Origin of the sequence: Hahella sp. KA22 (genome assembly GCF_004135205.1) — a bacterium.
Taxonomy (GTDB): Bacteria; Pseudomonadota; Gammaproteobacteria; order Pseudomonadales; family Oleiphilaceae; genus Hahella.
On record NZ_CP035490.1, the window covers coordinates 2,870,504 to 2,893,699 of the forward strand.

General features: G+C 54.7%; 20 protein-coding genes. 7 read left to right on the plus strand and 13 right to left on the minus strand.

Going from position 1 to position 23,196, the window contains the following annotated elements; translation table 11 throughout:
* Position 1: 1 nt before the first annotated feature.
* From EUZ85_RS12870 to EUZ85_RS12880, 3 genes are all read left to right on the plus strand, one after another.
* Entirely contained in the window at positions 2 to 1,669 is a 1,668-nt protein-coding gene (locus EUZ85_RS12870; protein WP_127969664.1) for an acetolactate synthase large subunit, read from the plus strand.
* A 137-nt stretch (positions 1,670 to 1,806) separates the two neighbouring features.
* Positions 1,807 to 4,521, plus strand: coding sequence for a CHASE domain-containing protein (locus tag EUZ85_RS12875; protein ID WP_127969665.1), 2,715 nt, complete (start codon positions 1,807 to 1,809; stop codon positions 4,519 to 4,521).
* Positions 4,522 to 4,705: 184 nt separating this feature from the next.
* A complete protein-coding gene (locus EUZ85_RS12880; protein WP_127969666.1) occupies positions 4,706 to 6,085 on the plus strand; it encodes a hypothetical protein in 1,380 nt (459 codons plus the stop codon).
* Between the two features lie 26 nt (positions 6,086 to 6,111).
* On the opposite strand, the gene hemN is transcribed toward EUZ85_RS12880, so the two are convergent.
* The 10 genes from hemN to ccoN form a co-directional block, all read right to left on the minus strand.
* Complete coding sequence (gene hemN / locus EUZ85_RS12885; RefSeq protein ID WP_127969667.1) at positions 6,112 to 7,488, minus strand: oxygen-independent coproporphyrinogen III oxidase; 1,377 nt, start codon at positions 7,486 to 7,488, stop codon at positions 6,112 to 6,114.
* Between the two features lie 76 nt (positions 7,489 to 7,564).
* Positions 7,565 to 8,296, minus strand: a complete 732-nt coding sequence (locus EUZ85_RS12890) for a sulfite exporter TauE/SafE family protein (RefSeq protein WP_127969668.1) — start codon at positions 8,294 to 8,296, stop codon at positions 7,565 to 7,567.
* The gene (gene ccoS / locus EUZ85_RS12895; RefSeq protein WP_127969669.1) at positions 8,289 to 8,522 is read right to left on the minus strand and encodes a cbb3-type cytochrome oxidase assembly protein CcoS; all 234 of its coding nucleotides are present in this window, start codon (positions 8,520 to 8,522) and stop codon (positions 8,289 to 8,291) included. Before ccoS ends, EUZ85_RS12890 begins: the two co-directional genes overlap by 8 nt.
* Positions 8,523 to 8,531: 9 nt before the next feature.
* On the minus strand, positions 8,532 to 10,973 hold the full coding sequence (locus EUZ85_RS12900; RefSeq protein WP_127969670.1) for a heavy metal translocating P-type ATPase: 2,442 nt from the start codon (positions 10,971 to 10,973) through the stop codon (positions 8,532 to 8,534).
* On the minus strand, positions 10,966 to 11,481 hold the full coding sequence (locus EUZ85_RS12905) for a FixH family protein (protein ID WP_241567022.1): 516 nt from the start codon (positions 11,479 to 11,481) through the stop codon (positions 10,966 to 10,968). Before EUZ85_RS12905 ends, EUZ85_RS12900 begins: the two co-directional genes overlap by 8 nt.
* A gap of 14 nt (positions 11,482 to 11,495) precedes the next feature.
* Positions 11,496 to 12,929 carry a cytochrome c oxidase accessory protein CcoG gene (gene ccoG, locus EUZ85_RS12910; protein WP_127969672.1) on the minus strand — a complete coding sequence of 478 codons (1,434 nt, stop codon included), beginning with the start codon at positions 12,927 to 12,929 and terminating at the stop codon, positions 11,496 to 11,498.
* A 109-nt stretch (positions 12,930 to 13,038) separates the two neighbouring features.
* A complete protein-coding gene (gene ccoP / locus EUZ85_RS12915) occupies positions 13,039 to 13,932 on the minus strand; it encodes a cytochrome-c oxidase, cbb3-type subunit III (protein ID WP_127969673.1) in 894 nt (297 codons plus the stop codon).
* A complete protein-coding gene (locus tag EUZ85_RS12920) occupies positions 13,925 to 14,110 on the minus strand; it encodes a cbb3-type cytochrome c oxidase subunit 3 (protein WP_127969674.1) in 186 nt (61 codons plus the stop codon). The genes ccoP and EUZ85_RS12920 overlap by 8 nt, the downstream gene beginning before the upstream one ends.
* Before the next feature lie 5 nt (positions 14,111 to 14,115).
* Positions 14,116 to 14,718: a cytochrome-c oxidase, cbb3-type subunit II gene (gene ccoO / locus EUZ85_RS12925; RefSeq protein WP_127969675.1), complete on the minus strand. Its 603-nt coding sequence runs from the start codon at positions 14,716 to 14,718 to the stop codon at positions 14,116 to 14,118.
* Between the two features lie 19 nt (positions 14,719 to 14,737).
* Positions 14,738 to 16,183 carry a cytochrome-c oxidase, cbb3-type subunit I gene (gene ccoN, locus EUZ85_RS12930; protein ID WP_127969676.1) on the minus strand — a complete coding sequence of 482 codons (1,446 nt, stop codon included), beginning with the start codon at positions 16,181 to 16,183 and terminating at the stop codon, positions 14,738 to 14,740.
* A gap of 556 nt (positions 16,184 to 16,739) precedes the next feature.
* On the opposite strand from ccoN, the gene EUZ85_RS12935 reads away from it, so the two are divergent.
* Positions 16,740 to 17,366, plus strand: a complete 627-nt coding sequence (locus EUZ85_RS12935; protein ID WP_127969677.1) for an alpha/beta family hydrolase — start codon at positions 16,740 to 16,742, stop codon at positions 17,364 to 17,366.
* 90 nt (positions 17,367 to 17,456) lie between these two features.
* Positions 17,457 to 18,608, plus strand: a complete 1,152-nt coding sequence (gene rlmM, locus EUZ85_RS12940) for a 23S rRNA (cytidine(2498)-2'-O)-methyltransferase RlmM (RefSeq protein ID WP_241567023.1) — start codon at positions 17,457 to 17,459, stop codon at positions 18,606 to 18,608.
* Between the two features lie 82 nt (positions 18,609 to 18,690).
* Here rlmM and EUZ85_RS12945 read toward each other — a convergent pair whose 3' ends face one another.
* Positions 18,691 to 18,975 carry an antibiotic biosynthesis monooxygenase gene (locus tag EUZ85_RS12945; RefSeq protein WP_127969679.1) on the minus strand — a complete coding sequence of 95 codons (285 nt, stop codon included), beginning with the start codon at positions 18,973 to 18,975 and terminating at the stop codon, positions 18,691 to 18,693.
* A 119-nt stretch (positions 18,976 to 19,094) separates the two neighbouring features.
* Here EUZ85_RS12945 and tusA point away from each other — a divergent pair, with 119 nt between their 5' ends.
* Positions 19,095 to 19,358 carry a sulfurtransferase TusA gene (gene tusA, locus EUZ85_RS12950; RefSeq protein ID WP_127969680.1) on the plus strand — a complete coding sequence of 88 codons (264 nt, stop codon included), beginning with the start codon at positions 19,095 to 19,097 and terminating at the stop codon, positions 19,356 to 19,358.
* Positions 19,359 to 19,362: 4 nt separating this feature from the next.
* Here the strand turns inward: tusA and EUZ85_RS12955 are convergent, their stop codons facing one another.
* Positions 19,363 to 20,250: a DMT family transporter gene (locus tag EUZ85_RS12955; protein ID WP_127969681.1), complete on the minus strand. Its 888-nt coding sequence runs from the start codon at positions 20,248 to 20,250 to the stop codon at positions 19,363 to 19,365.
* Between the two features lie 44 nt (positions 20,251 to 20,294).
* Positions 20,295 to 22,214: a protein-disulfide reductase DsbD gene (gene dsbD, locus EUZ85_RS12960; RefSeq protein WP_127969682.1), complete on the minus strand. Its 1,920-nt coding sequence runs from the start codon at positions 22,212 to 22,214 to the stop codon at positions 20,295 to 20,297.
* Positions 22,215 to 22,624: 410 nt separating this feature from the next.
* On the opposite strand from dsbD, the gene EUZ85_RS12965 reads away from it, so the two are divergent.
* The gene (locus EUZ85_RS12965; RefSeq protein WP_127969683.1) at positions 22,625 to 23,167 is read left to right on the plus strand and encodes an elongation factor P hydroxylase; all 543 of its coding nucleotides are present in this window, start codon (positions 22,625 to 22,627) and stop codon (positions 23,165 to 23,167) included.
* Positions 23,168 to 23,196 lie beyond the last annotated feature (29 nt).

Consider the following 23,196-nt stretch of genomic DNA (forward strand, 5'->3'; position numbering starts at 1 on the left):
AATGAAAACAGAGCACGGGGGCGAGAAAGCCTCAGACCTATTTGTCAAAGCGCTGGAAAATGAAGGCGTCAAATATATCTTCGGCGTGCCCGGAGAAGAAAACCTGGACTTACTCGAGTCGCTGCGGGGTTCTTCCATCAAGCTGGTGCTGACCCGGCATGAACAGGCGGCGGCCTTTATGGCGGCCACCTATGGTCGGTTAACGGGAAAAACCGGCGTGTGTCTATCGACTTTGGGACCGGGCGCCACCAATTTGGTGACCGGCGCCGCCTACGCGAAACTGGGCGCCATGCCGTTGCTGATGGTGACGGGGCAGAAGCCAGTGAAGAAGTCCAAGCAGGGCTTGTTTCAGATTGTCGATGTCGTGGACATGATGCGTCCATTGACCAAGTTCACTCATCAGATCATCAACGTGAACACCATTCCTTCGAAGATCCGTGAGGCGTTTCGCCTGGCGGAGGAGGAAAGACCGGGGCCTGCGCATCTGGAGCTGCCGGAAGATATCGCAGAAGAAATATCCGACTCCGACGTCATGTTGTTTGAATCCAGCCATAGTCGTCGTCCGGACGCCAATGATCTGAGTATTCAACAGGCGCTGGAGATGATCCAGAACGCAAGGCATCCGCTGGTGTTGATTGGCGCCGGAGCGAATCGCAAACGAGTGTCCGAAGCGTTGCTGGGTTTTATTGAGAAGACCGGCATTCCGTTCTTCAACACCCAGATGGGCAAAGGCGTGGTGGATGAGCGCCATCCTCTGTTTATGGGAACGGCGGCATTGTCAGACGGCGACTATTTGCATTGCGCCATCGATTTTGCTGACTTGATCATTAATGTCGGTCATGACGTCATAGAAAAGCCGCCTTTCTTTATGGAGCCCGGCGGTAAGAAAGTCATTCACATCAACTTCAATTCCGCCAATGTGGACAGGGTGTACTTCCCGCAGTTGGAGGTGGTGGGGGATATCGCCAATTCTGTTTCCCGATTGACGCAGTTGCTGGAGCCGGTAAACACTCACGACTTTGAGTATTTCCAGCGGGTCAAAGAAGAAGTTGAGAAACAGCTATGCGAAGGCTCTGAGGACAACCGCTTTCCGATTATTCCTCAGCGGCTGGTGGCGGATGTTCGCAAGGTGATGCCTGATGATGGCGTTATCGCTCTGGATAACGGCATGTACAAGATCTGGTTCGCCCGTAACTACAAGGCGCATATGAACAATACCGTGTTGCTGGACAACGCCCTCGCCACTATGGGGGCGGGATTGCCCAGTGCAATCGCGGCGGCGATGCTGCACCCCGAATTGCAGGTGATGGCGATCTGCGGCGATGGCGGATTCATGATGAATAGCCAGGAAATGGAAACGGCGGTGCGTCTGGGATTGAATCTGGTGGTGTTGATCGTGAATGACAGCGCCTACGGTATGATTCGCTGGAAGCAGGAGCAGGGCGGTTTCCATGATTGGGGACTGAGCTACGGCAATCCTGACTTCGTTAAATACGCGCAAGCCTATGGCGCTTCTGGACACCGCGTGCAACGCGCGGAAGACCTGTCGCCCACCATTAGACAGGCTTTCGCTGAGGGTGGCGTACACTTGATTGACGTGCCGGTGGACTATTCGGAGAACCGTCGCGTGTTGACGGAGGAGCTGGCCCGTAGAGTCTGTCTGGTCTGACCGCTAGCCATTATTTTCCCACTTCGGTCCCGAGCCGCCATGGCCGGGACCTGCTTCCACAGGTTTGAAGCTACGCCATCTATAGCCTATAAAATATTCAGGCGAATACCTTATGTGGAAGGACTCCGTCCAACATTATGGCCAAATCCCATGCCGTCGGGACCCTGTTCTATAACCTGCTTACCGCGCTGGCCTATTTTGTCACGGGTAGAGTGGGTTTATGGCTGACCACGGACAGCACTTATGTCACCGCTATCTGGATACCCTCCGGCATCGCGCTTGCTGTGGTGCTGCTGGGCGGTTATCGCCTATGCGCGGGGGTTTTTCTTGGTTCTCTGATCAATAACCTGAGCGTCACTCAGGGTTTCCCCGATGCGGAAATCTGGCCCTGGCAGCTGTTCACTTTTGTCGCCATTGGAGCTGGTGCCGCCCTGCAGGCCTGTTTGGGGCGCTATTTAGTTATTCGCTTTGCTAACTATCCCGGCCGTCTGGCGGAGCTTCCTGAGATCATCCGCTTCTTGTTTTTCGCCGGCCCGGCGAGCTGTCTGTCCAACGCCTTAATTGGCTGTAGCAGTCTGTTGATGGCCGGATTTATTCCTGTGGAAAATTACGCCCGCTCCCTCGGTGTCTGGTGGATTGGCGACACCATCGGAGTGGTTGTTTTTACCCCGCTGATATTGGTGTGGGGACTGCAGCCTCGCGAGTCATGGAGAAAACGCCGCTGGGCGGTGACTTTCTCTTTGCTCGGAACCTTTTTTCTCGCCACGGTCGCGTTTTTGTATGCGAAATCCTGGGAGGAGAGCAGCTTACGACTGCGCTTTTTCAGTGAGGCCCAGGGGTATTCCGCCGCCCTCAATCAGAGCCTGGAGGCCCACCTGGATGTCGCCCGGGCGATAGAAAGAAATCTTCCCGCCAATGCGACAATCGATCGAAGCGGTTTTGAGAAGGCGGTGTTTTGGGCGCTGGAGCGTTATCCGGGGTTTCAGGCCATGTCCTGGAATCCCTACATACGCAGCTATGAACGGGAGGAGTTTGAAGCCGGTCTGCAAGAGGATTACGGCGTCGATATGGGAATTGTGACCCGGCGGGATGGTCAGTTGCATCGCTCGCCGGAAAAGCCGATTTATCTTCCTGTGCGCTTTATCTTCCCTTTAGAGAGTAATCGAGGCGCGCTTGGGTTTGATGTGTCTTCCAATCCTTCCCGGCTGACCGCTATCGCTGACGCAAGGGAATCAAGAAAACCGGTGATGACCGGCCCTATTCATTTAGTGCAGCATCCACTGGACAATGTGGGCGTCTTGGTGTTTTACCCGCATTTCCTCAGCGACGGGCGACATATCGAATCAACATCGTCGAATCAGGGGGACGAAGAGGGAGAGGACGTTGATTATCCCGAAGGTTTTTTTGTGGCGGTATTTCGCATTCACTCGTTGCTGAATCACTTTACAGAGCGACTGAATATGGACGGCTACCACATTACGCTTGCCGACATTACAGAGCAGCGCTACCTGATGCATGAGATGACGATCGATAACGGCAAGGTCAGCATGTCCCCGGACATTTCTGAAGAAGAGGTCAATAGCCGCCCCTATCGTTGGGAGCATAAATTCGCCGTTCTCAACAGAAAATGGGATCTGGATATTGCACCCACCAAGAACAATATTGTTGCGAACACTTCCATCAACGCCTGGATTGTTTATGTACTGGGGCTGTTGTTCACTGGCGTCAGTGGCATGGTGTCGTTGTTCTTCAGTGGCCGAACGCTGGCTTTGGAAACCTTGGTTGACGAGCGGACGGCGGAATTGAAGCATAGCGAGCAGCGCCTGCGCGCCATTTATGAACATACGCCGGATGGTCTGCTGACGGTAACGGAGGATGGCGGCATTACAGCGGTGAATCCGGCGGTGGAGAACCTGTTTGGATATGCCTGCTCCGATTTCTCCGGTCTGAATATTCGGGTTCTGATTCCGGATTTTCATGCGCCTACCACTGAGATGAGTCAAGAATCCTCCATTCTGGATGCGGGGCCAGGATATTTGCAGGGCATTCGCCGCGATGGACAGGACTTCCCTCTGGAACTGCAAACGGTGTGTTTGTCTCAGACTCCGCCGGCCTCTTATCTTTGCATTGTGCGCGATGTGACCGAAAGAGCGGAGGCGGAGCGCATCAAAGATGAGTTTATCTCCACTATCAGTCATGAGTTGCGTACCCCATTAACCGCCATTAACGGTTCGCTGACGCTGCTTGACGCGAAGGTCGCTATGGCGGCGCCAGATAAGCATGCGCATATGATTGATATCGCGCGACGCAATACAGATCGCCTGCTCAATTTGGTTAATGCGATTTTGGACCTGAAGAAAATGGCCTCTGGAGAGATGACGTTGCAGCTCAGTCACTTCAATCTGGCGCAGCTTGTCAGTGATGTATTGGCGCTCAACCAGGGTCTGACTCATAATGCTGACGTCAGTTTTACGCTGCAGATTCCTCCTGATCGTGCGGTCGTGGTAGAGGCGGATGAAGAGCGTCTTACTCAGGTGCTGACGAATCTGATTTCCAACGCCGCCAAATTTTCGCCACCGCATTCGGAAATCGCGGTTGCAGTTACGTTGGAAAATGGCGATGCGCGGGTTTCCGTCACTGATAAAGGGCCTGGCGTACCGCCAGAGTTCCAAAATCGCATATTCGGCCGCTTCGCACAGGCCGATTCTTCTAATACCCGCAACAAAAGCGGAACCGGCCTCGGGCTTAACATTTCCAAAGCCATCATTGAGCGGCATGGCGGCAAGATCGGCTTCCACAATAATCCAAGTGGGGGCTGTACGTTCTATTTTGAGATGCCGGTGCTAACTTGATCTAAACGGCGAGTCGTCCAATACATACGGCGCCGCCAGATCGGCTTGTCATCTGGAAATGAAGGGAATCAAGGTAGCTGAATTCGCCCTTGATAACCGATAACATGCAACCAGTTTGTTGGGCGCGCCGCCAGTTATAGCAGGCAAAGGGCGCGCTGTTATTCAGTTGGGAAATGCGGACGCTATGGCTATCAAATTTACTACCTCGACAATTGCGAACGGCGTGAAAGGCGCTGTGCAGTCTTCCAAGGAAGCGCTGTCCAACCTGATGTCATCGGTGGATGGGCAATATCAGCGTGTGAAGGAGAGCGTCGGTAAGCTGCAGCTATTTTCCTCAAGCCAGACCGCGCCGTCCTTGTACGAGGATGTAGATGAGAAGCACTACTTTATAGTTCCTTTCCGTCTTGCTGAGCAGGGTTATGTATTGCACACCATGCGCGTGCTGCCGCCGGGCGTTCCGCCGCTCAACAGTCTTCCTAAAAAGCGCATTTTCCACGCGCCGTCGAACTGTTCCAGAGAAATGATTCAGCATTTGATTGTAGAGCCCATGCTCGCAGAAACGCCTCCACCTGAGGATGGCAGTGCGTTTGGCCAATATCTGAAAGAAGTCGCTAACAATATCGACCGGGTAGAAAACAAAGTGACAGGCGGCCTGCTGCTGGTGGGAGGGCTGGTGGCGATGATCAATCCCGTGACGGCGGCCGCCATCGCCGGGCACGCCTTGTTGCCCACTCTGGCTAAATACGGGCTGAACAGCGCAGGCAAGAAACTCAATGCGTTGAACGCTGAGAAAGAGGTTGAGCTGGCGCGAGCGAAACTGTTAAAGGAGTTCAGTGAAAGCGGGGTGGAGTATGTGGAAAACCCGATATTGACGGAGCTTGTCCTGGCGCTATCGACCTCGGCCGAAGAACACGATCCGGCGACCTTTGATCTCCAGCAGCATCACTTTAATAACCGCGACAACGCCAAGCTTATCCACCTGACATGCGCATGTATTTACGACGTCTATGCAGATCTGCTCAAAACCAGGCGTAAATGGAAGGAAGCAGGACTGGGCGAGGAAGATATTCAGTGGATCAACCAATTGGGCCTTGAGGCGGATAACTATCGTTCTCTTATCAAGTCAAAGGGCATGCTTGATTGGAAAGCCGCCAAGCAGCGTCTGATGACGCGCTTGGGTGAAATGGGACTCGACGAAACCAGAGCGTTAGTTGGAGAGATAGACCATCTTATCGATTATCTGCTGCCCTATATCAGCCGCCAATCTGGCTTTCAGGATGATAAGCACGACTTCCAGAAACTGGTGTTTTCCTGGTTGCCGGAATACATCAATTACTTTTTGAGCATGCCGACAAGCAAACTGCTCGAAAAAGAGGGCGACGCCGAATCCTTGGCGGACCGTTTCATCGCGGAGATGACGCTTCTGCAGGCCAAGCTGAAAGAAATGTCCGCTTCTGTTTATCTCAACAAGTCGACATCAATGGTCAATCTGGGCGATTTCTTCAGATATAAGTTTGATCGCACGGGTTCGATCGACTTGGGCAGCCAGAAAGAGCGCGGCTGAGAAAGCCGCGATTATGCAATAGGATATTAAATTATCCTGGAAAACCCCTGTTGCGCCTGTGTCCGGTAGCGGTCGAATACTTTGCAGACGCCGCGGATCAGTAGTCTTCCGGTTGGATTGACGTGCATGCCGTCGCGGGTGAAGGTGATCAGCCCGTCTTCCGCCATGTCCTGCAAAATACTGAGTTCTCCCCGGAAATAATGGGCGAAGTCGATATTGAACAGGGCTTCGATGCGGCGGTACTCAATTTTGAAGTTGCAGATCAGTTCGACGATGACTTTACGGCGGATGACGTCGTCATCATTCAGTTGCACGCCTTTGATGACCGGGAGTCGGTTTTCCGCCATGGCTGCTTCGTAGCTTTCCTGGTCGTAACAGTTCTGGTAATAGCAACGATCCAGCATGCTGATGCTGGACGCGCCCATGGCGATTAGGTCGCAGTCGCCATGAGTGGTATAGCCCTGAAAGTTACGATGCAGCTCTCCTTTCTCTTGGGCGACGGATAGCTCATCGCCGGGTTTGGCGAAGTGGTCCATGCCGATAAAACGATAATCCGCCGCGATCAATTGGTCGACGGATTGCTGCAGGATGGTCAGCTTATCTTCCGGGCGCGGCAGGTCTTCATCGCGGATGCGGCGTTGCGGCATGAAGCGTTGCGGCATATGCGCGTAATTAAACACCGATAGCCGGTCCGGGGCGAAGTCGATGATGGTGTCTACGGTTTTGCGGAAAGAGTCCGGCGTTTGCAGGGGCAGGCCGTAGATCAGATCGATATTGATGGAGCGGAAGCCCAGCTCGCGCGCCTTGCGCAGCACGCCCAAAGTGAGTTCTTCGCTTTGAATCCGGTTCACCGCCTTCTGGACGGCGGGATTGAAATCCTGCACGCCCAGGCTGATGCGGTTAAAGCCAATTTCACGCAATGTGGTCAGCGTCTCGTCGTCAGCTTCGCGAGGATCTATTTCGATGGAGTAATCGCCCTGGTCATTTTCCATAAAGCGAAAATGCGTGCGTAATGCATTCATCAGATCACGCATTTGCTGCGGCGCGAGAAAGGTGGGCGTGCCGCCGCCCCAATGCAGTTGCTCCACCAGACGGTCCGCGCCGAAAAGCTCACTTTGCAGGGCGATTTCGCGGTACAGCGCGTCGAGGTAGGGGATCGCTTTTTCCCGACGTTTGGTGATGATTTTGTTGCAGGCGCAGTAGTAACAAAGGCGCGCACAGAACGGAATATGCAGATACAGCGATAGCGAGCGGTTCGCGGCGCGACTGGCGTCCGCGGCCTCACGCACGGCGCCGATAGGGAAATCGTTCTGGAATTCGACGGCGGTGGGGTAGGAGGTATATCGGGGACCCTGCAAATCGTATTTGCGGATAAGGTTCTCGTTCCAGTAAATATTTTTCACTACGGCGCTCGCACTTCTACCATGGATAAGAAGTGGCCATTGTATATCCGAGCCAAACAGTCGGGCTTGATATGGGTCAATGCCCGCCGTGGTGTGGGGAGGAGGTTCCGTCGTGCTGATGGTTCATGTTCTGTCCTCCAAAGAGTCCGGCGAAATGCACGGGCAGCGTCCAGACGCCAAACAGAATGAGTAGAACGCCGAACACGCGGCGCACAGATAAATTGCTCAACCAGCGTCTCAGATGGTAGGCGAAAAGCCCGGCGGCCAACATGCTGGGGAGTGTGCCGAGACCAAAGCAGAACATGAGCAGAGCGGATAGGGAAGCGTCCGCATTCGACATCGACCAGGCGAGAGCGCTGTAAACCAGTCCGCAGGGCAGCCAGCCCCAGAGCAGACCCAAAGCGAAGCTGATGTGTGGCCCCTGACGTTCGCCAAGGGATTTGCTAAGCGGGGAGATTCGACTCCAGAGTCTGCCTCCGAGGCGCTCGATATGAGTCAGGCCCATCCACCACTGGCCCACGTAAAGTCCCATCAGGATGATCATGATGGCTGCGATGGTGCGTAACGCGACCAGCAGTGTTTCGTTCAGCGCCAGCGCTTCACCCAGGAAACCGGCGAGCAGTCCGATCAATGCATAACTACTGAGGCGGCCGAAGTTGAACAGAAATAACCATGAGGTTCTTGGCGAGCCGTCTCCGCCCTGGGCGAAGGACTGCGCGCCAGCGATGCCGCCGCACATGGCGATGCAATGACCGCTGCCGAACAGGCCGATCAGAAACGCGTTAGCGATCAGCAGAAGCTCATGCATCGTGGTTGCGGGGAGCGTCCTCGGATGACTGGGTGGAAGATTCCTGTTTGTCTTTCTGGTCTGTCTCGTTGCCGGGAATCATTTTGTCATCGTCATCGAACAGGATGCTGTGCGCAGGACCTTCCAGGTCGTCATACTGACCGGAGCGCACCGCCCAACGAAAAATAATGACGGCGACGGTGATGAGTGCGATGGAGAGAGGGATCAGGACGAACAGTATCTGCATAGCGGGGCCTTATGGCTTTTGGACGCCGGACAGTCTAAGAGCGTTAAGCACAACAATCAATGAACTGACCGACATGCCGATGGCGGCGGCGTAGGGCGGCACATAACCGGCGGCGGCCAGCGGCAGGGCGAGCAGGTTATAACAGACGGCCCAGGACAGGTTCTGGCGAATAATGCGATAGGCGTCCCGCGCTTTCTTGACGCCGAATGCGAAAGTACGCAAATCGCCGTTAAGGATAACCGCGTCTGCGCGCACCTGGGTCAGGTCTGTCGCATTGTTCATCGCCACCGCCAGATGCGCCCCCGCCATAACCGGAACGTCATTGACGCCGTCCCCCACCATGACGACAGTGTCGCCTTCTTTCTGCCATTGCTTCACTCGCTCCAGTTTGCCTTCCGGCGAGCAGGATTTTTCAATATCGGTCACCGCCAGCTCGGATGCGATAGTTTCGACGGCGGCGGAACTGTCGCCGGATAGAATTGCGGTGCGTAAACCCTGCTCCTGTTGCAATTGTCGCAGGGCTTCTTTTGCGGACGGACGCAGACTGTCGGTCAGATAGAACAACGCCAGAAGCTGCTTGTCATCCGCCAGGGCGATGGTTTGATAGTTCTCTGGCGTCACCATTTGCGATTCCGGCAGCTTTTCCGTCGCAAACTTCAGATTGCCGAGACGGTATGCGGTTGCGCCGCGCGTTCCTTCGACGCCTCGCCCGGTATGGTTGCGAATTTGCTCTGCGGGTCCCAGGGCGTAACCCTGGAACGTTTTGGCGATAGGGTGGGGGTTATCCCACTCCAAAGATCCGGCCAGGGCCAGCAGGTCTGCGTCGGAATAGTTGGAGCGATTGTCGATTTTCACCAGACTCAGCTCGCCCTGGGTCAGGGTGCCGGTCTTATCGAAGACCACGCGGGAGGCTCGGGCGAGGGTTTCCAGCGCGTGCCCCCGGGTAATGATTAATCCGGACTGTCGTAATGCGGTGGTGGCGGTGGTCAGGGCCGTGGGAGTCGCCAGCGACAGTGCGCAGGGACAGGTCACCACCAGTACGGAAAGCGTAATGGCGAAGGCATGGGTGGGATCAATACGCCACCAGATCAAGCCAACAATAGCGGCGGTCAGCAGCACTCCAGCGACGAAATAGCTGGCGACTCGGTCCGCCATGGCGCTGAGCTGCGGACGCTCCTGCAAGGCTCGATCCACCAGTCGATTGATGGTGGACAGATGGGAGTCTTGATCCAGAGCGGTGACGCGCACTACTAATACGTTATCGATATTGACGCTGCCGCTAAGCACGGTGTCTCCGGCGCACCGGGGACGCGGCATGAATTCGCCAGTCAAGGCGGCTTCGTTGACGGAAGACTCGCCTTGCACGATTTCCCCATCAACTGGAATCAGGTCGCCGGCCTTAAACAAGATGAGGTCGCCTACGCGAATATCCCGTAATGGCGTTAGTTGCGCCTTAGCCAGGTCGATTTGGCCATTTTGTTCTCTCTGACTGGTCAGTAAGTCCACAAACTGAGGGGCTTTTTGTTTCAGGCGGGCATTGGATTGGGCGGCGGACATGCGCGCGCGGCTCTCCAGATAGCGGCCCAGCAGCAGGAAGAAGGTAAACATGCAGACAGAGTCGAAGTAGACTTCCGGCCCTCCGCGGAAGGTGATCCAGACGCTGGCCGCAAAGGCGCCGCCAATCGCAAGGGACACCGGAACGTCCATGGTCAGGTGACGTAATCGGATGTCCCGTAGCGCTGCATTGAAAAATGGCCGAGCTGAATACAGGATCACCGGCATGGCGACAATCAGGCTTATGAAGCGGAATAGATCGACGTATTCCGGCGTATCCTGCAACAGGCCGAAGTACATCGGCACCGCCAGCATCATGTTCTGCATCATGCCGATGCCGGCGATACCCAGGCGCACCAGCATGCTTTTCTGCTCATCGGCGAGGCGCTTTTCCTCTTCCGTGGCGGAAAAGGGATAGCCGCGAAAGCCGATGGACTGCAGTTGTAATAATACGTCGCTGAGAGGTGTGGCGTCCTGTTTCCAGGTCAGGGTGGCGCGGTGGTTACTCAGGTTCACCCAGAACTCAACAACGCCGGGTAACTTGCGCACGAACTGCTCAACCAGCCAGACGCAGGCGGCGCAGGTAATGCCTTCCAGAGACAGGGACAGTGTGCGTTTACCGTCGGAGCCAGGTTGTGTGGCGATAGAAGAGAGCACATCGTCTCTGTCGTACAGCGCGTACTTGGAACGATCCAGACTGGAGATCGGCTCGGGGGCTTCCAGGCGCTTGTCCCGGAAGCGGTAAAACTGCTGTAATCCATCGTTATGGATCAGATTGGCGACTGCCTGGCAGCCGCGACAGCATACTGCGTAATCCTCGCCGCTTACGGTGACTTGAAGGTTGATGGCGGCGGGAACGGGATTACTGCAGTGATAGCACTTTTCGGCTTCACTCATTCTCAGTCGGGACAGCTGGGCTCAAAGTGATTTTGGCGTCGGTGGGAAACCAGCTTTCGCCTTTCAGGCGCCAGGTCCCGTCGGCGTCGGACAGGTGGATGTAACGTCTGCCTTCGATTGGGCTGGGCAAAATGCCGTGGTAGCCGTCATCCTGGGCGACCAGGGCAATGTTGTAATCATGCTCCGCCAAAGTAGGGTGAATGAACTGAATGTTCAAGCGCTCCGCCTTCTTGATGGGAATGCCTGAGGTCAGCACCAGTTTGATGCGTCCGTCTTCATCAATACTCGCCTGCGCCGACAGAGCATAGTCTTGCGCAGTGCGGTCTTTGGCCAACTCCTGGTTGATCGCCAGGCCGTCTTTGTAATAGTCGTCTTTAACCAGCGTATCCTTCCCGCGTACGGCGAGAGTGACCATCAGGATGCTGAACAACACGGAAGAGGCGGGCAGACCTATCAGCAGCCACACCCATTTTTCTTTGTACCAAGGCAGAACAGTTCCAGCCGACATAGCAGAATTACTCATTAGAATTTAACCGGCGCAGGACCAAGGAAACGGCTTTCGGAGTCAATTTTCACGGAAGCGTCGTCAACCGCCTGCGCTTTAAACACGATATCATGATTACGCTCTGTCAGCGCACTGGGTTTAGCCTCCACCGCCATCGGAATGGAGCGCACTTCAGAGGGCTCCAGGGTGAATTCGCTCTTGCCGGAGATGCTGACGCCATCCATCCCTTCCACCGTGATGACAAAGGTGCGCACCTGGTCGGACATATTCATCAGCTGCAGGGTGTAGGCGTTCTCAATGTAGCCTTTGGCGTTGGTCTGGAACAGAGCGCCTCGGTCACGAATGACATCCAGCTCAACAGGAAGGCGCGTTCCCAGTTTGAAGGCGAAGGCCGACATCATGATAGCCAGCGCCAGACCATAGCCAATGGTGCGTGGGCGCAGCAGTTTGGAGTCCTTGCCCTCCAGTTTCTGCTCTGTGGTATAGCTGATCAGCCCTTTCGGGTATTCCATTTTCTCCATGACCGAGTCGCAGGCGTCGATACAGAGCGCGCAACCTATGCACTCGTACTGCAGACCGTCGCGAATATCGATGCCGGTTGGGCAGACCTGCACGCACATACCGCAGTCCACACAATCCCCCAAGCCAACTTCTTTTGGGTCGGCGGAGCGTTTGCGGCTGCCTCTGGGTTCGCCCCGGTTAAGGTCATAGGACACCACCAGTGTGTCTTTGTCGAACATGACTGACTGAAAGCGAGCGTAAGGACACATGTACAGACATACCTGCTCGCGCATCCAGCCTGCGTTGATATAGGTGGCCAGGGTAAAAAAGGCGATCCAGAAATACGCCCAGCCGGAACTGATATCAAAGGTGAAGAAGTCAGGGACCAACTCGCGGACAGGGTAGAAATATCCCACGAAAGTCAGACCGGTGGCGAAGGCTACGAATAACCAGGAAGCATGCTTGGCCGCCTTTTTCAGCGCCTTCTGCTTGTTCATGGAGGCCTGATCCAGCTTCATGCGCTGGTTTCGGCTGCCTTCAATGCGTTCTTCCAGCCACATAAAGATGAACGTCCAGACGGTTTGCGGGCAGGTGTAGCCGCACCAGACTCTTCCAAACAGAGTGGTGATAAAGAATAGGCCAAAGGCGCAGATAATCAGCAGCCAGGACAGCAGCACAAAGTCCTGCGGCCAGAACGTGGCGCCGAATATGTGGAACTTGCGGTTTGGCAAATCGAACAGCACCAGTTGCTGTCCATCGACGCTGATCCAACAGAACAGGAAGTACATTCCCATCAGGAACCAGAGCGAAAAGGAGCGGACCTTTTGGAATACGCCAGTAATTTCCTTGACGTAAATTTTCTTGCGGGCTTCGTAAAGTTCGACCGTTTTGACTTTCGGAGTGGAGGCGTCTTGCGGGTCGATATTTTGGACCGGGATCTTATTACTCATGATGCTGTCCAAGGTTTAATCACTTTAGCTTTGTCCAAACAGCGAATGACCAAAGCTAAGGAGACTAAGCCGCCGGAGCCCCGCTAAGAGGGCTCCGGCATCGCAATGCTTAGCGATGAGACAAAGAGTAGATGTATGCAGCCAGCAGGTGAATACGCTCTTCACCCAGCTTGTCCTTGAAGGATGGCATAACGCCGCCGCGGCCGTTGCGGACTGTCGCCTCAACGATCGCTTGAGTGCCGCCGTACAGCCAGATGCCGTCAGTCAGGTTGGGTGCGCCCATGTCATGGCTGCCTTTACCGTCTTTGCCGTGGCAAACGAAGCAGTTGGCGGCGAATATTTCAGCGCCTTTCGCAGCCATGGCTTCGTCAACGTCTTCCTGGTTGCTCAAAGAGCGAACGTAGTTAGCGACTTGTTTAACGCCTTCTTCGCCGATCTCGTCCTTCCAGGCGCGCATGGCTGAGCCGTTACGACCGTCAGTGATGGTCTCTTTGATTTTCTCCGGCGCGCCGCCGTACAACCAGTCATTATCAGTCAGGTTAGGGAAGCCGGTAGCGCCGTGCGCGGTGCTGCCGTGACAAACTGCGCAGTTGTTGGCGAACAGACGCTGGCCGATTTTCATGGCCTTGTCGTCTTTGGCCAGTTCCTCGATTGGCGTAGCCGCCAGCTTGGCGAAAATCGGGGCGTAGGTTTCTTCCGCCTTTTTAACTTCCGCTTCCCACTGGTTTACGGAGGTCCAGCCGAAAATACCCTTGTAACTGCCCAATCCAGGATAAAAAACCAGATAACCGAGCCCGAAGACAATGGTTCCCATGAACAGAACCAGCCACCAGCGGGGCAGGGGATTGTCATACTCTTCGATGCCGTCGAACGAGTGACCCATGGTCTGCTCGGTTTCGGTATCGAACTTCTGGCTTTTGCGGGTGACCCACAGCAACCAGGCGCAACCAAATATTGATCCCAGGACGATAAAAGATATCCATCCGGTCCAGAAACTAGTCATGTTTTTTAGTCTCCGCTTCGCGTACTGACTTAGCGTCCGCTTCGTCATCTTCAAAGGGCAGGTTCGCAGCTTCGTCAAACGTTTTCTTTTGTTTGGAACTGAAGGCCCATACCACTAAACCGATGAACGCCGCCATGATGAACAGGGTGGCTAACCCGCGGACAGTATTAATATCCATTGAACTTACCGTTTGATTGCCGTACCCAGTTGCTGCAAGTAAGCAACCAGGGCTTCAATCTCATACTTGCCTTCAACCACTTCCGCTGCGCCTTCGATGTCCTCTTGGGTATAAGGTACGCCGACTTTGCTGAGAGCGTTCAGTTTGGCTGCCGTTTTCGACGGATCCACCTTGGTGGTGAACAACCATGGGAAAGCAGGCATGTTGGATTCCGGAACCACGTCGCGGGGGTTGTACAGGTGAGCCCTATGCCAGGCGTCACTGTACTTGGTCCCTACACGGGCCAAGTCCGGACCAGTACGCTTGGAGCCCCACAGGAATGGGTGCTCATAAACAGACTCGCCGGCGACAGAGTAGTGGCCATAGCGCTCGGTTTCTGCGCGGAACGGACGCACCATCTGTGTGTGGCATACGGTGCAGCCTTCACGGATGTAGATGTCGCGTCCTTCCAATTGCAGGGCGTTGAGCGGCTTGAGGCCTTCAACCGGTGTCGTCACTTCTTTGGTGAAGAACAAAGGTACGACTTCTACGAGTACACCGAAGCTGATTGCGACCACGATCAGAGGGATCATCAAGCCAAGGTTTTTCTCGACGACTTCATGATTCATCGAATTTTCTCCCTCTCAGTTAAACAGCGTGTGGAACAGAGTCAGCTTGCGCCAGCGCATCAATTGCTTTGGCGTCGCTTTGTCTGACGGTTTTCCAGGTGTTGTACGCCATGACCAGCATGCCGGACAGGAATACTGCTCCGCCCAAGACGCGGACAGCGTAGCCAGGGTAGCTGGCGTTCAGCGCCTGTACGAAGCTGTAGGTCAGGGTGCCGTCTTCGTTAACTGCACGCCACATCAGACCTTGCATGATGCCGTTGACCCACATTGCGGCGATGTACAGTACGGTGCCGATCGTCGCCAGCCAGAAGTGAACGTTGACCAGCTTGACGCTGAACATTTCTTTCAGACCGTACAGACGAGGAATCAGGTGGTAGAGCGCGCCGATGGAAATCATCGCTACCCAGCCCAGAGCGCCGGAGTGAACGTGGCCGATAGTCCAGTCAGTATTGTGAGACAGCGCGTTGACGGTCTTGATAGACATCATCGGGCCTTCGAAAGTGGACATACCATAGAAAGACAGAGATACAACCAAGAAGCGCAGAACCGGATCGGTGCGCAGCTTATGCCATGCGCCGGACAGGGTCATCATGCCGTTGATCATACCGCCCCAGGAAGGAGCCAGCAGAATCAGAGACATGACCATACCCGCGCTTTGCGCCCAGTCAGGCAGTGCGCTGTAATGCAAGTGGTGCGCGCCGGCCCATACGTAAATGCTGATCAGCGCCCAGAAGTGAACGATGGACAGACGGTAGGAGTAAACCGGACGTTCCGCCTGCTTGGGTACGAAGTAGTACATGATGCCCAGGAAGCCGGCGGTCAGGAAGAAGCCTACCGCGTTGTGCCCCCACCACCACTGCACCATTGCGTCAATCGCGCCTGCGTAAACAGAGTAAGACTTCATGGCGGAGACAGGGATCGCCATGCTGTTGCCGATGTGCAAAACGGCGACAGTAATAATGAACGCGCCGAAAAACCAGTTGGCGACATATATATGCTTGCTTTTACGCTTGGCGACCGTGCCGAAAAATACGATGGCGTACGCGACCCAAACAACCGCGATCAGGATGTCGATCGGCCATTCCAGCTCGGCGTATTCTTTGGAAGTGGTGTAACCAAGAGGAAGCGTAATAGCGGCCAGGACGATAACTGCCTGCCAGCCCCAGAAGGTGAAGCTGGCCAGACCGTTGGAAAACAGAGAAGCCTGACTGGTGCGTTGGACGACATAGTAGGAAGTTGCGAAAAGTGCGCATCCGCCGAAAGCGAAGATAACGGCGTTAGTGTGCAGTGGTCTCAAGCGACCGAAGTGGAACCATGGATAGTGAGTATTTAGTTCCGGCCATACCAGCTGTGCTGCGATAAGCACGCCGACAGCCATGCCCACTATACCCCAAACAACTGTCATGATGGCGAACTGACGCACCACCTTGTAGTTGTAGGTTTCGTTAGCACTTACTGTATTCATTAGTGACTATTCCTACCCTGAGTTGATTAATACGGCGCAAACCTGCTGGCGAGTTCTTTATGCTTTTGCAATTTTGAGTTGTCGCCCAGTTCGAATGTCAGGCTTTCAGGATCCAGAAACCAGGGGCCTCTTTTTCCTCCCCCTCGACAGCGGGCCGAAGCATAAGAGTTGCGCAATAGGGCTGTCAACTTAATATGCTTGGCCAAGTCATTATCTCCACATATTTTTTCCCCTGCTTGATATGCATCAAACGCGTTATAAACCGGAGGGCGGATGCGTTAGTTCAGAAGGGGAGCGTCTGTCTTAGACTTTACTGCAAGGGAAGTCTCAGGGCATGTGAAGCAATGACCAAAGGACAGGAAATCCCTCTCACCCAATGCCTAAATAACTACTAGAAATAATAGATGATTTTTGGATGATTTCTGGTCGATTTTATATGAGATGACTCCTTCCTTTAATAAAGGAGGCGAGATCCTGATAATGACGGCCTTCGTGTAAAGATGAATATTTTTTCAGATCGTAGTTTTCGCATTGGTTTTTGGTTGATGGAGGGCGTATGCGCTTTATGTTCGACGGCCCGGAGCAGGCCGGGAAGGTTCTCTTATTCGCTCATGGCGCCGGTGCGCCGATGGACTCCGATTTCATGTCTTTTATCGCACAGGAGGTCAGCGCCGGCGGCGTTAAAGTTGTGCGCTTTGAATTCCCTTATATGCAAGAGCGTCGCGATAACGGAAAGAAGCGTCCGCCGGACCGTCAGGAGAAGTTGCTGACTTGCTTTGCGGAGGCGTTGGAAAACTGTCCTTCTGATGCGAAGGTATTTCTGGCTGGCAAATCTATGGGCGGACGCATGGCCAGTATGCTGGCGGCGGATTTGCCGGAGGGCGACTCCCGGGTGCGAGGATGGCTGGCGTTCGGCTATCCCTTTCATCCCCCTGGCAAACCGGAAAAACTCAGGACTGAGCACCTGGCGAATATTCCTCTTCCCGGACTGGTGCTGCAGGGCGAGCGGGACCCTTTTGGCGGCCGTTCTGAGAATATGGAGCAGTATCTGAACCAGCAAAGCGCTATGGTATGGCTCCCCGACGGTAATCATGATCTGGCCCCGCGCAAGGCTTCCGGCCTGACCAAAGAGCAAAACTGGCGCACGGCGGCTCAGGCGGCGCTGGCCTTTATACTACGCTGATTTGCCCGGGGCGATAGGATCGACGACAATAGCGGCCTTTACCCAGCCGCGCATTGGCGCGTCGATGAATTGATGATTGGAAATGCCCGGATGTCGCAAAAATACCCTACCAGTTCTTCCCGTAAACGTTCCCCTTTAAGCTCCGGCAAATACTCCGCCATCGGACTACTCGCCTACTGCCGGCCTGGATTTGAAGCGGAGTGCGCACAGGAGCTGCAAAATATCGCCTCGCTGCAGTTTGTGTACGGATACTCAAAAATAGAAAAGGGATCGGGCGTTGTATTTTGGCGCTGCTCCCAAGGCAATGCGCTGGATGTTTATAAAGAGATAGAGGTGAGTCGCTGTATTTTTGCGCGGCAGGTGTTTTGCGCGCTGCATGACCTCGAAATTGAAGACCCTACTGATCGCGTCTCGCCGGTAGTCGAAGCGCTGCGCGCCGGCGGCGCATTTGGGTTCCTGCATATTGAAACGCCGCTGGAAGATGAAGCTGGCTCTCTGCAGAAGCTGGCCAAGAAGCTGACGGCGCCTATGAGCGCTGCCTTGCGCAACGCGGGCATATTGAGCAAGGCCAAGTCGGAGGAACTGCCTCAGTTGCATCTGGTATGTCTGTCTGGTCAACACATCATCGCCGGCTTGGCGATCTACCCCAACAGCAGCGCCTTACCGCTGGGCATTCCCCGCCTGCGGTTTCGTAATGAAGCGCCGAGCCGCTCCGCTTTAAAAATAGAGGAAGCGTTTCTGACCATGTTGACCCCCGCGGAGCGCGAGTTCGTATTGAAACGCGGACAGCGGGGCGTGGACCTGGGCGCGGCGCCGGGCGGTTGGACCTGGTACATGGTGACCCAGGGCGTGAAGATGACGGCGGTCGATCATGGCGCCTTGCAGCAGGAGCTTCTGGAAGACCCGGCGGTGACCTACGTCAGCGACGATGGATATGTTTATAAGCCGCAGAAGAAAGTCGATTGGGTCGTATGCGATATCGTGGATAAGCCGAAGCGGACCATGGAGCGTATGGCGGACTGGTTGTGTTATGACTGGACCACCTATGCGCTGTTCAATCTCAAGCTGCCAATGAAAACGCGCATGGATGAAGTGGAAGCCTGCTTGCAACGGCTGCAGGAACGCCTTCTCGGCGCCGACATTGAGTCGGAAGTGCGTGTGAAGCAGTTATACCATGATCGCGAAGAAGTCACTGTATTGGCGCTCACAGGGCATTTTCTGACCGCTTTCCAGAAGCATTAACGCGTTACCCGCGAAGACCTAAATCAGAGGCATTCGGGGCATAAGGCCCTGAGTCTCTGGTTGTTGCTCAGCTGGTCTCTCTTTAGGAGTGTTCCAGGATGGTGACTTTCTCTTCCCGGTCCATCATCGGAATCAGCTCCGCCATCAGCGCCTTACGCTCATCCGATGTCTGCCAGGACTGCCAGTCCTGCACGGAGCGCCAAGTCGACCAGATTACCCGGTAGTTGGGTTCGTTGGCGTTACGCAGGGATTCGCCGGATAAAAATCCAGGCGCCTGCACAGCCGCTTGCAGGATCTTTTTCGCGGTGTATTCGTAATTGGTTTCCAGGGTCTTGGCGATATGGCGTTCGATCAGCACGCGGATCATGTGGCTCACCTCCGGTTTAGCAACGCTTGTTGTTATGAGTATAACAAGCAATCCCATGCAGTTGAGGCCGATGCGGCGTTGAAGGTGTATAATCGCCGCCACGAAATGGAGAGGTTGCAATGAACGACAGCAAGAACGAAAACGTAGAATACTCGATCGACAGCGTCATGGATGTGTGCGGTCTGTTTTGTCCCGAGCCGGTCATGATGCTACATAACCGCATTAATGATGTGGAAGTGGGGAGCGTTATCGAGGTTTTGGCGACTGACCCTTCGACTCAGAGAGATATCCCCAAGTTCTGTCAATTCCTGGGCCATGAATTGCTGGCGTCAGGCGAGCGGGACAAGCAGTTTTTTTATCATATCCGTAAAGTCGGCGGCTAAGACTTCAGCCCTTGGCGGTCGCGATCTCCGGTTTTCTGGGTCGACTATAGAAGAAGGTTAGTGCGCCAGCCAGGATAATCAGACCGCTTCCGATCCAGAGTTCCAAATAGATCTCCTCACTCCAGATTAACCATCCCAACAGGCCGGCAATCGGTAACGACGCGTAGCTGTACAGGCCTATTTTGCCCGGCGACGCCAGTGTATAGGCGTGGGTGGTTGATAACTGACCGATTGTCGCCAGTATGGCGAATAGAAACAGCCATAGCAGGGTGACCGGCTCCAGCGCCCGCCAGTACCAGAACATGGGAATGCAGGACAGTAGCGTGCTGAACAGATTGAAATAGAAAACAATGCGGACGCTGGGTTCGGTAGCGCCTAAGCGACCAATGACCACTTTGGCGCCGGCGGCGAACAGGGCGCCGCACAATCCTGTGAGAATGGCGAGTCTCCCTGCGGCGGCAAGGCTGTCTGGTTGCAGGATTATCAGGACGCCGAGAAACCCCAAACCCAGGGAAAACGCCAAAATCGGCGTCGGACGCTCGCGTAGCCAGACCCAGGCGATGACTGGAATAAATAGCGGCAGCATCAGTTTCAGCATGGTGGCTTCCGCCAGACGAATGGACGCGAAAGTGTAGATCAGGCAGGAAAAAGCGGCGACGCCGAGGGCGGCGCGGAGAAAATGAAGCGACAATCGCTGGGTTTTGAAAGCGCTACGGCCAGAGCGGAGCAGCAGGGGGGTAAGAAACGCCAAGCCGAAGAGATTGCGGAAAAACACCATCTGCCAGACATGGGCTTCCAGGCTGATATGTTTCACCACCATGCCGGTAAGCACGAAAAAGCATTCGCCGAGAATGATGAACGTCACTCCCCGCAGAAAACGATCTTGCGGCATGCGCTGACAACCCTTAACGATGGATGATTGCGACGCCGGGCAGTTTATATATCTTTAACGTGATTAAGAAGCGCGTTTTTGGAGATTTCGCCCAGGAAGCGTTTGGACGCCAATTCCGCGCCCTTGGCGTCAAAAAAGATGAACGCGGGAGGTCCGAATATGCCGTAGCGCTTGAGCAGCGCCTGATTGCCTTGGTCGTTGTCAGTGACGTCCGCCTTGATAAGGTGAAAGCGGCTGAGTCCGGCTTGCACTTCGGGTAGAACGAAGGTTTCCCGCTCCATGATCTTGCAGCTGATGCACCAGTCGGCGTAGAAGTCCACCATAACGGGTTTTCCGCTGGCGGAAGCTTTGGCGACTTCCTGGTCTAACTGCTCTGGTGAAGTGACTTTAACGAAAGATAGCGGTTGCATGGAGGAGCCGCCTGTAGCCGCCGCTGCGGATTTGATCGCATAGGGCGCTAGAGGTTGCAGCGGGTCGTTAGCGCCCGCCGCTGCGCCCAGCATCAGAGTGACTGCGTAGACGAAGAACACCAGTCCCAGACCTTTGCTGAGCTTCTGCCAGCCGCTCCAGCCGGATTCGACATTGGTGAATGCTCCCATGTAAACCGCAGAAACGCCGATCAATACTGCCCATAAAGTCAGAGTGGCTTCCGGCGGCAGGATACGCTCCAGCATCCATATGGCGACACCTAGCAGGGCGACGCCGAACACATGTTTCACATGCTCCATCCAGGCGCCGGCGCGGGGCAATAGTTTGGTGCCGCCTGTACCAAGAATGAGTAATGGCAAACCGATGCCCAGGCTGAGTCCGAACAATGCGACGCCGCCTTTGAACGCTGAACCCAGGTAGGCGGCATAGCCCAGTGCCGCGATTAGGGGCGCTGATACGCAGGGAGACACCACCAGTGCGGAAAGCAAGCCCATAATAAACACGCTGATGATTTCGCCACCCTGCTGCTTGCTGTTCATACCGCTGAGCTTGTCACGCAAAAACGAAGGCATCTGAAGCTCATAGAAGCCGAACATGGATAGGGCGAGAAGTACGAATAATCCGCTGAAAATGATCAATATCCAGGGTTTTTGCACCTGCGCCTGAATGTTGGCCTCCTGACCCAGTTCACCGAAGTGGCCTGCGGCGGCGCCCAGCGCTGTATAGACCGCGGCCATGCCCATGATGTAGCTAAAGGACAGGATAAAGGAACGCAGCATGGTGACTTCTTTTTGCCCGACGATGATGCTGGATAAAATGGGCACCATGGGGAATACGCAAGGTGTAAACGCCAAACCAATACCCACGGCCATCAGGATGAAAAAGCTGAATAACAGACCCTGGGCGATGAGGTAGTCCGTAATCGAGTTGGATGAAGTGAAATCAACGTCAGCAGCCTTGCTTGGGGATGGCGTGCTGGAAGTGATCGCGGCGCCTGAGCTGTTTTGACCTGTAGAGGGAGGAGTGGATGAGGAGGTGTCGTTTGTCGTTGCAGCTGGCGCAGGACTAACCGACTCCGTTCCGATAAACAGCGCTGTTTCTGTCTGCGGCGGATAACACAAACCGGCTTCCGCGCATCCCTGATAGCGCACTTTGAACTCAACTTCAGCGCCTTCCTCCGCCGCCACTGGCACGCGGATTGTAAGCTCATCGTGGTAGACATAGACCATGCCGAAGTAGGGGTCTTCTTTCTCCTCGCCAGGGGAGGAATAGGTCCAGCGCCCTTGCGTTACACCCTCTGCGTCTGTCGTCACCGAGGTGCGGTCTTTGTACAGATAATAGCCGTCAGCAATCGCCCAATGCAGGACTAGTTCGTCCCCTTCCACCGATGACGTGAACCGGTAGGCTTCCTCTACGGGGAGGAATTCCGGTTCGGCCAGAAAACCGCTGTTGTCGCCGAACAGGTTATTTTCTGCTCTGACCGTGGCGCAGCAAAACAGCGTCAGTATGAATAGGACTCTGAGTAGTTGGGGCATGTTTCTCGCTACAGGTGCTTAAAATTTAAATTGGCGCTATCCAGCGCGCCTGTTCCCCGGGCGTCCCTTCGGTTGCGCGGGTATGGACTGGTTCAATATGACAATTTACTGGGTTGAAGGTTCAAAAAACTTGAACTTCTCGTTGAAATTACAATTGATTACCTTATCCATAAAATCGATAATCGGCCATCATAATCCAAGGTCCCTGTCTGCGCGACTTTCTGCGGTTAAGTTAAACTATTTTTAAGATCCGCCTGAATGTGTCGCAACGCCTATACTCTAAGTGCTTCGCACGGGCGATGGGGCGTCCATAAGACGGGCATGCCGCCCGGCTTGATTGTAGCGACACGGAGCTGTCACGCATCGGGGTTTTTTACGCGTTGTCGAGTTATTCCAGATTAGACTTCTCCATGCCGGCCGCTACGGCGCATGACTTACAGCATTTATTCGACGGTTTGTTCCGGGAAACATTGAATACAGTGCTGGTGCGGGGAGAAGGCGAGCCTATTTACTTACCCGCTTCCGCCACAGGCGGTTGCAATGAAATCCATTTTGCTCATGGCTTTGTGAACAGCGCGTTGCATGAGATTTCTCACTGGTGCATCGCGGGCGAAGCGCGCCGCCAACTGACCGACTACGGGTACTGGTACGAGCCGGATGGCCGCAGCGCCCAACGTCAGGCGGAGTTTGAGCGGGTTGAAGTGAAGCCGCAGGCGTTGGAGTGGATTCTGGCGGAAGCCTGCGGCGTAAAGTTTTTTATTAGTTTCGACAATCTCGACGGTCAAGGCGCCGCCGGGGAAGAGGCCTTCAAGGCCGCCGTTCATGAACAGGCGCGACGCTATCTGCAAGAAGGATTGCCGCCGCGCGCCCAGCAACTTCTGGACTGTTTTTTGGACACATACATAGGGCGGGAAAATTTCGGACTGTCTCTGTTTGCACTGGATAAGATATGAATGTTTGCGGAGATCCCGGAATAACCCAA